We start from the raw sequence: 14,265 nt of genomic DNA on the forward strand, positions 1-14,265 counted from the left end.
TTCCGGTCATACTATAAAATACTTCGATACAGTTCCATATAAGTATGTGCTGATTTTGCAAAGCTGTTATCTGATTCCATTGCACGCATAATCAGTCCATGTTTCCTCTTTGGACTATGTAATGTTGTTAATGCATAACGGATCGCATGAAGCATTTCATGCGCATTATAATTGGCAAATGAGAATCCATTTCCTGTGTCCTCATATTCATTGTAGCTTTGTACAGTATCTTTTAATCCACCTGTTTCACGTACAATCGGTAATGTACCATAACGCAATGCAATCATCTGTGAAATACCGCATGGTTCAAATTTTGACGGCATTAAGAACAAATCACTTCCTGCATAGATCTGATGTGCCACTTCATTATCATAAGCAATATAAGAACATACTCTTCCTTTATATTTCTGTTCCATATAACGGAAAAATTCTTCATATTCATGATCACCAGTTCCAAGGACAACAAAAGCAACATCTTCTGTACACATGATTTCATCCAGCATATATTTTACAAGATCAAGACCCTTTTGTTCTGTCAATCTTGTTACCATACCAATAATTGGAACGCCTGGAGTAATAGAAAGTCCAAGTCGTTTGATTAATTCCATTTTATCTTTCTTTTTGCCAGAAAGATCTTCTTTACTGAAATGATATGGAATCAATGGATCTGTCTGTGGATCAAATTCTTCCATATTCATTCCATTTAAAATTCCCCATGTATCATTTGCTCTTGCATTTAAAATTCCTTCCTGACGATATGCAAAAGCCGGATTACGGATTTCTCCTGCATAAGTAGGGCTTACTGTACTCAAACGGTCCGCAAATACAAGGGCTGCTTTCATAAAGCTTGCACATTCATAATTATGCATAAATTCTGGTGTATCATAACGTGCATCAATTCCAAGCCACTGCTGGAACTGATCAAATCCATACTCACCCTGATACATCATATTATGAATCGTAAAGATTGTTTTTGCACGTCCAACTTCCCAATGTCCATACTGTGTTCTTAATAAAAGAGGAATTAATCCCGTTTGCCAATCGTTGCAATGAATAATATCTGGAATAAATCCAATTCTTCCAAGAGATTCAATGACCGCGCGGCAGAAGAAGGCATACTGCTCTCCTTCTGCAACACCACCGCGGTAAACGGCATCTCCAAAGAAACTTTCATTATCAATCAGATAATATGTAACTTCATTGTAGACAAGTTCCTCTACACCTACATAGGCCTCACCGCCATTAAATGCAATATAAAAATCTGCAAGATGTCTTGTCTGTGATGCATATTTCCACTTCATCTGACTATGAAATGGCATCATAACTCTCGTATCTGCCCCAATTTTATTTAATTCTTTTGGTAGTGTTCCGATAACATCGGCTAGTCCTCCTAATTTTACAAAGGGTGCACATTCAGCTGCTGTCATCAGGATTCTGATATCATTACTCATTAATACTAGCTCCTTTCGGAATGAAAACCGGATGGTTTGATGATCCTGACAAACGAGCATTTGAATAAACTTTTACATGACGATCCATAATCGTATGATCAATATCTGCACCTTTTGCAATGAATCCTTCTGCCATAACGATAGAATTTTTCACGGTAGCGCCTTCTGCAATCTGAGATCCACGGAAGATAATCGAATTTTCTACCTTTCCGTCAATTTCACATCCACTACAAATTAAGCTGTTACTTACCTCTGCATTTGGTCCATATTTTGCAGGTGCTCCATCTGCAGTTCTTGTATAAATCTTTCTCTTTCCTAAGAATAATTCTTTATACACATCATGCTTGATCATATCCATATTGATATTGTAGTAAGCTTCAATTGATGTAATACATCCTACATATCCTTTAAATTCATATCCTTGAATATGAAGGCGATTGAAGTTTGGAACAATAACATCAAAGAAAAAGTGTTTCTTATTATGAGAGATTGCTTCCTGAATAAAGTCAATCAGAAGAGTTTTTTTCATAATATAAACATCCATACTCTTCTTATTTGAGCGATGTCTGGATTCTGCATAACACATATCAGTTACACGTCCAGTCTCATCTGTTTTCATGTAAACTCCATCCTGGTCAATATTTGTTTCATCATTACTGTTATCAAAATACATCAAAGAAATATCTGCCCCTGATTTGATATGTTTCTTAAGCATATCATTGAAATCTGCGTTGAATACAACATAAGAACGTCCCAAAAGAACATATTCTTCTTTTGCACTCTTTAAGAAATCAACCGTTCCGCGAAGCCCATCCATAACACTTGCGTATTCTCCAGATGGAGAAGAACCTGTGATATATGGAGGGAAAATATATAATCCTCCACGTTTTCTATTCAATCCCCAATCTTTTCCGGAACCAACATGTCCAAGCAAGGAATTATAATTTCTTCTTGTCAAAATTCCAATATTTTTAATTCCAGCATTCACCATATTACTTAACAGGAAATCTACAGTACGGTAACGTCCGCCTACTGGAACTGCCGATAAACTTCTTTTGCGTACCAAATCCTGTAATCTTCTATTTTCTTCTCCTGCATTGATAATGCCTAACATCCGATTATCCATATTTCAATCCTCCTAATGTAAGATGGTGTCTGGGTAGATCATTGCACCGTCTTCAACAACTGCATTTTCAAGAGCAACACTATGATATCCAATAACGGTTACCGATTTTCCTTCTCCAATCGTACATCCCTGTTCAATTACAACTTCTTCGTCAATTAAAGCCTTATCAATTGTACAGTCTTTTCGGATCACCGTATCTTTCATAATCACACTGTTTCTTACCACGCTTCCTTTTCCGATTTTAACACCAGAATGGATGACGCAATTTTCCACATCACCTTCAATATAGCATCCATCAGCAAGAATACAATTCTTTACAGATGCACCTTCTGCAACAAAATGTGGTGGAAGTGAGAATGTTCTTGTATAGATTTTCATTTTTTCATCATTCAGATTCAGCTGAGGATTCTCATCAAGCAATTCCATATTTGCTTCCCATAAGCTGTCGATGGTTCCTACATCTCTCCAATATCCGTCGAAAGAATATGCATACATTTTCTTTCCTTCTTCCAGCATACGAGGAATGATATTCTTTCCAAAATCATGTTCAGATTCTGGATCATTTGCATCATCAATCAAATATTGGCGAATCAATTTCCAATTGAAAATATAAATTCCCATAGATGCTTTTGTACTCTTTGGATGTGCTGGTTTTTCCTCAAATTCATAAATTCTTCCATCATCATCTGTATTCATAATTCCAAAACGCTTTGCTTCTTCCAGCGTAACATTTAATACAGAAATTGTACAATCTGCTTGTTTTTCTTTGTGATAAGCCAGCATTTTCTGATAATCCATACAGCAGATTTGGTCTCCAGACAAAACAATGATGTAGTCTGGATCAAAATTATCAACGAAATTAATATTCTGATAGATTGCATCTGCTGTTCCTTTAAACCAGTTTCCTGTTTCCCCACGTACATAAGGAGGCAGTACATAAGCTCCACCGGTCATACTGTCCAGATCCCATGATCCACCAGTTCCTATGTAAGAATTCAATTCCAATGGTTCGTACTGTGTAAGAACACCTACCGTATCAATACCAGAATTGGCACAGTTTGATAATGGAAAGTCAATAATTTTATATTTACCACCATATGAAACTGCCGGTTTTGCTTTTTTCTGAGTTAATGCGAATAATCTGCTTCCCTGCCCTCCAGCAAGCAGCATCGCAACAATTTCCTTTTTGTTAATCATAACTCTTTTTCCTCCTTGATTCAGATCTAACTCACTTTCTTTTATTTTTTAGCGTTTCTGTTTCTATTTTTTCTCCTTTTCTTCTGTTTTTTTATTTGCTTTTATTACAGTTGTTTCAGCTTTTGTTTGCGTAGTTTTTTCTTCCTTCTTTTCAGTTTTTACTGTTGATTTCTTCTCAGTTTTTACTGCTTTATCTGCTACTGTTTTTTTTGCTGAATTTTCTACTGCTTTTTTCTGAGTTTTTGCTGCTGATTTCTTTTCTGTCTTTGCCGGCTGTTTTGTCTCTTTTTTTGTAGTCGTGGCTTTCTTCTCAGTTTTTTCTGTAACGTTTTTTGCTTCGAGTTTTTCCGACTCTACTGCTTTTTCAATTTTTTCTGGAGCTGGTTTTACCCCGATTTTCTTTGCCTCTGGTTTTGCTGTAATTTTCTTTGCTTCCGGTTTTACCCCGATTTTTTCCGGTTCGGCCTTCTTTGTAATTTTAGCCGGTTCTGCTTTTTTCTCAATCTTTTCCGGTGCTTTCTTCTTTTCTACAGTTTCTTTTTTTGTCGTCTTTGCTGATGTTTTTGTCGCAGCAGCTTTTTTTGTTGTTTTCTTTTCTGCTGCTTTCTTCTCTGCTGTTTTACGTGTTGTTCTCTTCTTTGGCGCCTCTTCTTCCAACTTGTAATATACAACACTTAATGGCTTCAATGAGATATTTGCAATATTTTTATAAGTGCCTTTTCCATCTTCATTGACAACTTTTACTCTCTTTGTCTTTGCTTTTTCTTCGCTGACATCTCCATCTCCGCCAAAATCAAGTTCACTACTATCTAAAATTTTTGTAAGTTTTGCTTTTCCTGGAAGCGGAATTTCATATTGATCCCATTCCATTGGCGTGAAATTACAAATACACAATAGTTCCTCTTGTTTTTTACCACGTTTTTTCTTTCCTTTTCTTATGAAAGCAACTACGCTGTGGTCTGCATCTCTTTGCAAGCACCACTCAAATCCTGCGGGATCTGTATCCAATTCATAAAGTGCTGGCTGCTCTTTATAAATTGCATTTAATTTTGCAACATATTCATGGAAAGAATGATGCATCTCAAAATCATCAATCAAGAACCAATCTAATTGCTGTGTATCTCTCCACTCAACAAACTGTGCAAACTCTCCACCCATAAAAAGAAGTTTCTTTCCAGGATGTGCATAAGTAAATCCATACAAAGCACGAAGAGCTGCAAATTTTTCTTCATAGGCTCCATACATTTTATTAATCATAGAACCTTTTCCATGTACCACTTCATCATGAGAATACGGAAGTATATAGTTTTCACTATATGCATAATCCATAGAAAATACAATTGCACCATGATTATCTTTGCGGTAAAGCGGATCAAGTTCCATATAATATAAAGAATCATGCATGTATCCCATATTCCATTTATAGACAAATCCGAGTCCATCTGGATCGTCAATATCACTTGTAACTTTCGGGAATGCAGTTGACTCTTCTGCAATTGTCAGGAATCCTTCATGTTCAGAACGAAGTGCTTTATTTAAGTTTTTCAAGAAATCAATGGACTCATAATTAATGTTCGTTCCATCTTCATTCGGAACGTATTCTCCTTCTTTCTTTCCAAAATCAAGATACAGCATAGCACTAACTGCATCGATGCGAATACCATCAATATGATAAATATCAGCAAAGAACATAGCACTTGATACGAGGAAGCTCTGAACTTCCGGCTTTCCATAGTTAAATAATAATGTTCCCCAGTCTGGCTGACTTCCCTTTCTAGGATCTTCATGATCATAAATATGTGTTCCATCAAACATTGCCAGACCATGTTCATCTCTTGGAAAATGAGCTGGTACCCAGTCAAGAATTACACCAATTCCTGCTTTATGTAACTCATTAACCATATAGTTAAAATCTTCCGGTGTTCCATATCGCGCGGTTACTCCGTAATATCCGGTTACCTGATATCCCCAAGATAAATCATACGGATATTCCGTAATCGGCATCAATTCTACATGGGTATATCCCATTTTCTGAAGATAAGGAATCAGCATATCTGCGATTTCACGATATGTATAAAATTCCCTGTCTTCTCCTTCCGGCATTCTCCATGTCCCAAGATGGATCTCATAAATAGACATTGGCTGATCCAGCGCCTGTTTTTTCTTTCTCTGATTAATAAATCTTTTATCTGCCCATTTAAAATCATCGAAATCCCATATTTTTGAGGCTGTCGCTGGTCTGCATTCTGAATAAAATGCAAATGGATCACTTTTATAACGGCATTTTCCATCATATCCTTCGACATAATATTTATATAAGTCACCCTTCTTAAGCCCTGCTATCTCGATTGTATATATTCCATCTTTATTACCCTCCATAGGATGAGCTAATGGATTCCAGAAGTTGAAATCTCCTACTACACTTACTGATTTTGCATTAGGAGCCCAAACCGTAAAACGGTATGTTTTTGTTTCTTTCTGGTAATGACACCCAAAGGTTAAATATGCTTTTTGCGCTTTTCCTGTTTGAAACAAATACAAATCTTCACGATTGATAGCTTCTTTCATAATTATAAGTTCCTCCTTCTCGTTGTTGTTGTCATCATTTTTCTTTTCTGATGTCAATTTTGAAAAACAATATCTGCCTTCTGAGAGAATGTGCTTCCATCTGTTTTTATTTATCCAGAACTTTTCCCTTCAAATAAAAAAAGCGCAGATGAAACCATCCCAATATTCTTGTAAAATGGCTCATTTACGCTTCTTAGTTATATCAAATGTAACGCGATGTATAGCAAAGAACGTGACATGTTGTCCGCTTACAAGACACTCATATTTTTTCTATCGTTTTCATATCTTTACTATACCAAATTTCAGAAGAAAATTCAACAAATTGCACAAATTTAAATACATTTAACATAATCTATTTTGCACAAATTCTTCTCTTTAAAAAACTGATTTTGAATTTCTGATCTGAGGGTCATAGCCCGCATCTTTTAGTGCTTTAATAATCTTATCTTTATGTTCTGTTCCAAAGGCTTCCATTGTAATTGTAAGTTCTACAGCACTATTTCTATTAATACTTACAAACTGATTATGTTCCAGTTTTACAATATTACCCTGAGCATCTGCAATCACCTGAGAAACTCTTGTTAATTCTCCTGGTTTATCTGGAAGGAATACTGACAGTGTGAAAATACGATCTCTCATGATCAGTCCATGCTGTACAAGAGATGCAATCGTAATAACATCCATATTTCCTCCGCTGATAATAGAAACAACTTTTTTGTTTTTTACATTCAGATGTTTTAATGCTGCGATTGTCAGAAGTCCTGAATTTTCTGCAAGCATTTTATGATTTTCCAAAAGATCAAGGAAGCAAGGAATTAATTCTTCATCCTCAACGGTAATGACATCATCCAGATTTTTCTGAACATAAGGAAAAATAATTTTTCCAGGTGTCTGTACAGCTGTACCATCTGCGATCGTGTTCACATGATCACAAGAAACAACCTTTCCAGCTTTTAAAGATGCCTTCATACAAGCAGCCCCTGCTGGTTCCACGCCAATGACCTTCACTTTTGGATTTAAAAGTTTTGCAAGTGTAGAAACTCCTGTTGCCAGTCCGCCTCCTCCGATTGGTACAAGAATGTAATCAACCGTCGGAAGTTCTTTGAAAATATCCATAGCAATGGTTCCCTGTCCAGTTGCAACTGTCGGATCATCAAATGGATGTACAAAAGTATACCCGTGTTTTGCAGCTAAGTCAAGTGCGTGGTCACACGCTTCATCATAAACATCTCCATGAAGAATCACCTTAGCTCCAAGTGCTTTTGTACGATTTACTTTTAATAATGGAGTAGTTGTTGGCATAACGATGGTCGCCTTTACTCCCTGTCTTGCTGCTGCCAGCGCTACACCCTGTGCATGGTTTCCTGCAGATGCTGTAATCAGCCCTTTTTTCTTTTCTTCTTCTGTTAAAGTACTAATCTTAAAATATGCCCCACGAATTTTATAAGCTCCTGTAAGCTGCATATTTTCTGGTTTTAAGTAAACCTGATTTCCTGTCTGATCAGAAAAATAATCACTTTTGATCAGTTTTGTTGGCAGAACAACTTCCTGCACTTTGTCGTACGCTTTTTCAAAGTCTTTTAATGTTAACATTTACTCTTCTCCTCTTTCGAATAACGCATTCACGAACACATCAGAATCAAATCTTTGAAGATCATTTACCTGTTCGCCAATCCCTATATATTTTACTGGAATTCCCAGTTCAGATTGAATTGCGATTGCAATTCCTCCCTTTGCAGTTCCATCCAGTTTTGTAAGAATAATTCCAGAAATATCTGTCGCTTCTTTAAACTGTTTCGCCTGCGCAAGCGCGTTCTGTCCAGTTGTACCATCCAGAACAATCAGCGTCTCAAGATAAGCTTCGCTGTATTCTTTTTGAATGATGCGGTTGATTTTACTCAATTCATTCATCAAATTCTTTTTATTATGAAGACGTCCTGCCGTATCACAAAGCAGGATATCAACATCTCTCGCTTTTGCAGCAGCAACGGCATCATACACAACTGCTGCAGGATCTGCTCCTTCTTCCTGGCAGATAATATCAACACCGGCACGGTTTGCCCATTCTTTTAACTGTTCGATTGCCCCTGCACGGAAAGTATCTGCAGCAGCAAGCAAAACCTTCTTTCCTTGTCCTTTTAAAATAGCTGCAAGCTTTCCAACAGATGTTGTTTTTCCTACACCATTGACACCTATGACTAGAACTACGCTCTTCTTATTTTGATACTCATAAGCGTTTTCGTCAAGCTTCATTTGCTCTTTTATGGAATCAATAAGAAGTTGTCTGCATTCTTCTGGTTCTTTGATTCTTTGTTCTTTTACTTTTCCCTTTAATTTTTCAATGATATTCATGGTTGTATCAATTCCCATATCACTCATAATCATGATTTCTTCTAATTCCTCATAAAAATCATCATCAATTCCAGAAAAACCGCTAAAAATCGAATCAAATCCTGCCGCAATATTATTTCTTGTTTTTGTTAAGCCTTGAGCAAGTCGTCCAAAAAATCCTTTTTTCTCACCCATACTTTTTTCCTCCTTATTCATCTAAATCATTTTCTATTAAATTTACAGAAACTTGTGTGGATACTCCTTTTTCCTGCATTGTAATACCATAAAGGATATCAGCTGCCATCATGGTTCCTCTTCGATGGGTAATGACAATAAACTGTGTATCCTTTGTAAGCTTATGAAGGTAATTTGCAAACCTTGCAACATTAGAATCATCAAGTGCCGCTTCAATCTCATCCAGAAGACAAAATGGTGATGGCTTAAGATTTTGAATTGCAAATAAAAGTGCAATCGCCGTTAATGCTTTTTCTCCTCCAGAAAGCTGCATCATGTTTTGTAGTTTTTTTCCTGGTGGTTGTGCAATAATTCGAATTCCACTCTCCAAAATATCATCTTGAGTCAGTTCAAGCTTTGCCACTCCACCGCCAAATAACTCCACAAAAACATTTTGAAACATTTTTTGAATCTCACAAAACTTCTCACGAAATTGCTTTCTCATTGCTTCTTCCATCTCACGCATCAAACTACTTAAATGTTTTTCTGCTTTTACAATATCTTGCTGCTGTTCCGAAAGAAATTCATAACGTTTTGCAATTTCACGATATTCTTCCACTGCATGAACATTGACCGGACCAAGTTCTCGAATCTTTCCTTTCAATTCTGTAATCGTTTCTTTTACCAAAGAAAGACTTTCCTCCCTCTGCCCTTTCCATTGTTCTTTTACCTGATGATAAGTAAGCTCATAAGTTTCCCACATATAATCAAGAAGTTCTTTTTGTCGTTCTTGTTTCTTTTCAAGAATGCTATTAAGACGGTAAATTTCTTTATCAAATCCATTCGCACATTCCATACTCTCTTCCCGTTTTAAGACCGCTTTTTTATATTGTTCAGAAACTTTTTGTGATTTTTCTTTTAAAGAAATAAGCTTTTCAGCCCGCTTTTTATTTTCTAAATCAATCTGTTGTATTGTCTTTGTCAAATCAAAAATTTTCTCTTTGATCTCTTGAACCGTCTGATCGATATTTCCTGCACTTTTTTGATTATGCTTTAAATCATTTGACAATTTTTTGTACTCTTGATAGATTCTTTCATAATTATCCCTTGTAAATGCAAGTTTTTGTTTGAATTGTTCGGACTTTATATTTTCTTCACTAATCTGTCTTGTTTGAACTTCCACATTTCTTTTTGCAGTTTCAAGATCCAGTCCTACCTGTGAAATCTGTTCCTTATCTTTTTGATTTATAATCTCAAGATCTAATTTTTGATCCCGCAAATTTAAAACATCTTCTTTAACTGTTTTCTTTTCTTCCGCTAAATGCTGTGCCTGTTTAATAAGAGAATTTCTTCGAATTTTTAAATTTTCTTTCTGCTCTTTTAAAGATTCCAACGACATCTGTGACCTATTGAGATTTAATAGGACCTCCTGATACATCCCGTTTAATCTTACCACAGAATCTTGGTATTCTTTGACTTTTTTTGTATTTTCTTCTTTTTGTTGCTGTATTTTTCGAACGTTTTTTTGAAATTTAGCTGTTTTCTCTTCCAGTTCTTTCATTTCTCGGCTTCTTCCAAGTAAATTGCTCTTATTTTTAAAAGCTCCTCCGGACATAGACCCTCCACGATTAAGAGAATCTCCATCCATTGTAACAATACGAATCGTATGATGATATTTGTTTGCAATCATAATTCCATTTTCCATATGATCTACAACAAGGATTTGTCCAAGAAGAGACGCAAACAATCCTTCATACATAGGATCATAAGAAATAAGTTCATTGGCAATTCCCACAACACCAGCTTCTTTCAACGCTTCCGGTTTTGAAAAAGGTCGTCCTTTCACAGCATCCAATGGCAGAAATGTAACTCTTCCATATCGATTCTGCCTTAAATACTCTATCATTTGTTTTGCTGTATATTGCGTATCCGTTACAATGTTTTGAATACTTCCACCAAGTGCTGTTTCAATTGCAGATTCATATATCTGATCTACTTTCATAATGTCTGCAACTGCTCCAATAATTCCAGAAACACGACTTTTTTGTTCCATTACTTTTTTTATTCCAAAACCGTAGCCATCATAACGTTCTGCCATATTACGCAAAGTTTCATAATTAGACTGCATTCTATGGTATTTTTCCATAGACATAGACATCTGACGTTCTATTTCCTGGCCTTCCAATAAAAGTTTTGCCGAAATTGCACGAGCATTTTGAATTTGTCCCTCTAAATACTGTTTTTCTTTTTTATATTGTTGTGTTTGTTTATGAAATTCTAGTTCTTTTTGCTGCTTTTCATCTTCTTCTTTTTTTAGTACATCTTCTTGACTTTCAAGATTTTTCATTTGCATATCCAGCTGTTCTTCTACTGTTTGAAAACGCTCTAATCTTCCTGCAACTTTAAGCTGGCTGTTATTATAGTCCTGTATTTTTTGCCTTAACAAAGAAAGTTTCTGTTCAAGTTTTTCTACTTCTTGCTGATACGAATGTATTGTTTTTTCCTGTTTTAAAATTCTTTGCTTTGCATTCTTATATTTTTCTTCAACTTTTGATGCTTCGTCTTCCAGAGCTTTCATCTGAATATCTTTTTCAGACATTTCTTGTTCCAAACGTTCTTTATTGGACTGATAATGCTCTTCTCTTGTTTTTTCTGTATGGATCTGCTCTTTCAGAACTTCAATTTCACCCTTTTGTTTTTGTATAGAAATTTTTCCTTCTGAAATTTTTCCAGTAACCTCCGTAATCTCGCATTCCAACATATTAAGATGTTTTTCTTCTTCCTCATGTTCTGCAGAAGCTTTTTGCATCTGTTCTTTTGCTTCTCTCATTTCACGCTCAGCAATTGCTATCTTTTGCTCCATCTGTTGAATCTCTTGAATCATCCGACGGTTTTCCAAAAGAAATAATGCAATATCTTTTTCTTTTAATTGTTCTTTATAACTCAAATATTTTTTTGCCTTTTCCGCCTGAAATTTTAAAGGTGTTACCTGACGTTCAAGCTCTGCTAAAATATCATTCACACGAACAAGATTTTCACGTTCTGCTTCCAGAGATTTTTGTGTTTGTTCTTTATTTTTCTTATATTTTACGATTCCTGCTGCTTCATCAAATAATTCTCTTCGATCTTCCGGTCTCCCATTTAAGATCTGATCGATCTGTCCTTGCCCAATGATGGAATATCCTTCCTTCCCAACACCAGTATCAAGGAACAAATCTACAATATCCTTTCTTCTGCACGGACTTCCATTGATCAAATATTCACTTTCCCCGGAGCGATAGACCCTTCTTGCAACGGTTACTTCCTCAAATTGTATTGGAAGACTCTGATCACTATTATCCATCGTAATCGCAACGTAAGCTGATCCCATAGGTTTTCGAAGCTGTGTCCCGGAGAAAATAACATCTTCCATCCTGGATCCTCTCAGCTGCCTGGCACTTTGCTCTCCAAGCACCCACCTCACTGCATCTGCTACATTACTTTTTCCACTTCCATTCGGGCCAACAATTCCCGTAATTCCATGATGAAACTCAAAAACCATTTTATGAGCGAAAGATTTAAAACCATTGATCTCAATATTTTTTAAATACATGTCGTTCCCCTGTTTTATAAAAGCAAATATTATCTGCCTTTATTCACTGTCTATTTTTTTGTCTTTTTCTGTGTCATTTTCTTAATTGCCTGGTAAGCAGCATGCTGCTGTGCAGTTTTTTTACTTCTTCCTTTTCCCATTCCGATGACTTTATCTCCAAGGCGTGCTTCCACCGTAAATTCTTTCTGATGATCCGGTCCTTCCTCCTTAATCAAAACATAACTTAATGTCTCACTGCCTTCTCCCTGGACAATTTCCTGCAAATGCGTTTTCGCGTCAAAAAATAAAACTTTGTTTTCCACATCTTTGAGCAAATGAATTTTAATAAATTCTCTTGCTGCATCCAGCCCTTGATCTAAATAAATTGCTCCAATAACTGCTTCAAATGCATCCGAAAGAATGGAATCCCTTTCTCTTCCTCCTGTCATGTCCTCTCCTTTGCTCAAAAGAACATAATTTCCAAGAGAAATATCTCTAGCACAAATTGCAAGCGTTGGTTCACACACGAGACTAGCTCGAAGTTTTGTAAGTTTTCCTTCTGGCTCTCTGTTATATGTTTTATATAAATAATCACTTGTTACCAATTCAAGTACTGCATCTCCAAGAAACTCCAGTCTTTCGTTATTCTGTTCTTTTGTCATCTTTCTTTCGTTAGCATAAGAACTATGAATCAGCGCATGTTCCAGAAGTTTCGTATCTTGAAAAGTAATTCCTATGATTTTCTGAAATTCTTCTATTTTTTCTTTTCTCATTTTTTACGCTTCCTCTTTTTTCAAAATTTCTTCCTTAATTCTCTCATTAATTTTCTGTTTTGTGAACGTAATACACTGAATCAGTGCATTTTTTGTTTCCTTTGCCGTTGCAGAACCATGAATTTTCACAACAAGACCATTTAATCCAAGAAGTGGTGCTCCGCCATATTCTGAAGCATCGAATTTTTTTAATGTCTTTTTCAATGCCGGCTTTACAAGAAGTGCCCCAATTTTGCTTCTTAACGTGCTCATCATTCCTTCTTTGATCTGACTGACAAGAACTCCGCTCAATCCTTCTTCCAATTTCAAAATTACATTTCCGGCGAATGCATCACAGACAACAACATCTGCATCACCATACGGAATATTTCTTGCTTCAATGCTTCCTGTATAGTTAATGGTCTTACATTCCTTTAAAAGAGGTGCTGTATTTTTTACAAGTTGGTTTCCCTTTGCTTCTTCCAAGCCAACATTAACAAGTGCAACCTTTGGCGATTTGATCCCAATGACATCTTCCATATAAATTGATCCCATCTGTGCAAATTGCAACAGATATTCTGGTTTGGCATCCATATTCGCTCCGGCATCGATTAATAACATAACCCCTTTTGCTGTTGGCATCACTGTACCAAGAGGTGCTCGTTTGATTCCTTTGATGCGTCCGACAATAAACTGACCGCCTACAAGAACCGCTCCCGAGCTTCCAGCAGAAACAAATGCATCTGCAGTCTGATCTTTTACCATTTTCATTGCAACTACCATGGAAGAATCTTTCTTCTTACGAATCGCTTCAACAGGTGATTCGTCACAAGAAATCTCTTCTTCTGCATTTACTACCTCGATCTGCTGATCACTGTACTGATATTTTTTTAATTCTTCATGGATTCTCGATGCTTTCCCTACAAGAAAAACTTTCATATCTTTTCGTTCATTCACTGCATCGACAGCACCTTTTACAATTTCACCAGGTGCATGATCTCCTCCCATAGCATCCAGTGCAACTTTTATCATTTCTTTCATGAAAAAACTCCTTTCGTTTTCTCCCCATAATAAGCTAAAAGCGCCACACGCCTA

At 36.3% G+C, this 14,265-nt stretch carries 9 protein-coding genes; all 9 read right to left on the bottom strand.

What is annotated here, in order from left to right; all coding sequences use genetic code 11:
- Positions 1–11 precede the first annotated feature (11 nt).
- Positions 12–1,451: a glycogen synthase gene (locus tag KQI71_RS01040; RefSeq protein WP_216433205.1), complete on the bottom strand. Its 1,440-nt coding sequence runs from the start codon at positions 1,449–1,451 to the stop codon at positions 12–14.
- On the bottom strand, positions 1,444–2,577 hold the full coding sequence (gene glgD / locus KQI71_RS01045) for a glucose-1-phosphate adenylyltransferase subunit GlgD (protein WP_216433208.1): 1,134 nt from the start codon (positions 2,575–2,577) through the stop codon (positions 1,444–1,446). Before glgD ends, KQI71_RS01040 begins: the two co-directional genes overlap by 8 nt.
- Positions 2,578–2,589: 12 nt before the next feature.
- A complete protein-coding gene (locus tag KQI71_RS01050; RefSeq protein ID WP_216433210.1) occupies positions 2,590–3,774 on the bottom strand; it encodes a glucose-1-phosphate adenylyltransferase in 1,185 nt (394 codons plus the stop codon).
- Between the two features lie 63 nt (positions 3,775–3,837).
- The gene (glgB, locus tag KQI71_RS01055) at positions 3,838–6,342 is read right to left on the bottom strand and encodes a 1,4-alpha-glucan branching protein GlgB (protein WP_253287866.1); all 2,505 of its coding nucleotides are present in this window, start codon (positions 6,340–6,342) and stop codon (positions 3,838–3,840) included.
- Positions 6,343–6,717: 375 nt separating this feature from the next.
- The gene (ilvA, locus tag KQI71_RS01060) at positions 6,718–7,935 is read right to left on the bottom strand and encodes a threonine ammonia-lyase (protein ID WP_216433212.1); all 1,218 of its coding nucleotides are present in this window, start codon (positions 7,933–7,935) and stop codon (positions 6,718–6,720) included.
- Entirely contained in the window at positions 7,936–8,868 is a 933-nt protein-coding gene (gene ftsY, locus KQI71_RS01065) for a signal recognition particle-docking protein FtsY (protein ID WP_216433214.1), read from the bottom strand. It abuts the gene before it with no gap.
- 13 nt (positions 8,869–8,881) lie between these two features.
- Positions 8,882–12,439 carry a chromosome segregation protein SMC gene (gene smc / locus KQI71_RS01070; protein WP_216433216.1) on the bottom strand — a complete coding sequence of 1,186 codons (3,558 nt, stop codon included), beginning with the start codon at positions 12,437–12,439 and terminating at the stop codon, positions 8,882–8,884.
- A gap of 50 nt (positions 12,440–12,489) precedes the next feature.
- Complete coding sequence (gene rnc, locus KQI71_RS01075) at positions 12,490–13,191, bottom strand: ribonuclease III (RefSeq protein ID WP_216433218.1); 702 nt, start codon at positions 13,189–13,191, stop codon at positions 12,490–12,492.
- 3 nt (positions 13,192–13,194) lie between these two features.
- Positions 13,195–14,211 carry a phosphate acyltransferase PlsX gene (gene plsX / locus KQI71_RS01080; RefSeq protein WP_216433219.1) on the bottom strand — a complete coding sequence of 339 codons (1,017 nt, stop codon included), beginning with the start codon at positions 14,209–14,211 and terminating at the stop codon, positions 13,195–13,197.
- Positions 14,212–14,265: the final 54 nt, after the last annotated feature.

It is taken from the genome of Anaerostipes sp. MSJ-23, from assembly GCF_018918155.1.
Taxonomy (GTDB): domain Bacteria; phylum Bacillota; class Clostridia; order Lachnospirales; family Lachnospiraceae; genus Anaerostipes.

Excerpts from the sequence above, each read along its gene's own strand:
- KQI71_RS01040 (WP_216433205.1), bottom strand. The coding sequence starts at position 1,451 with ATGAGTAATGATATCAGAATCCTGATGACAGCAGCTGAATGTGCACCC.
- glgD (WP_216433208.1), bottom strand. The coding sequence starts at position 2,577 with ATGGATAATCGGATGTTAGGCATTATCAATGCAGGAGAAGAAAATAGA.
- KQI71_RS01050 (WP_216433210.1), bottom strand. The coding sequence starts at position 3,774 with ATGATTAACAAAAAGGAAATTGTTGCGATGCTGCTTGCTGGAGGGCAG.
- glgB (WP_253287866.1), bottom strand. The coding sequence starts at position 6,342 with ATGAAAGAAGCTATCAATCGTGAAGATTTGTATTTGTTTCAAACAGGA.
- ilvA (WP_216433212.1), bottom strand. The coding sequence starts at position 7,935 with ATGTTAACATTAAAAGACTTTGAAAAAGCGTACGACAAAGTGCAGGAA.
- ftsY (WP_216433214.1), bottom strand. The coding sequence starts at position 8,868 with ATGGGTGAGAAAAAAGGATTTTTTGGACGACTTGCTCAAGGCTTAACA.
- smc (WP_216433216.1), bottom strand. The coding sequence starts at position 12,439 with ATGTATTTAAAAAATATTGAGATCAATGGTTTTAAATCTTTCGCTCAT.
- rnc (WP_216433218.1), bottom strand. The coding sequence starts at position 13,191 with ATGAGAAAAGAAAAAATAGAAGAATTTCAGAAAATCATAGGAATTACT.
- plsX (WP_216433219.1), bottom strand. The coding sequence starts at position 14,211 with ATGAAAGAAATGATAAAAGTTGCACTGGATGCTATGGGAGGAGATCAT.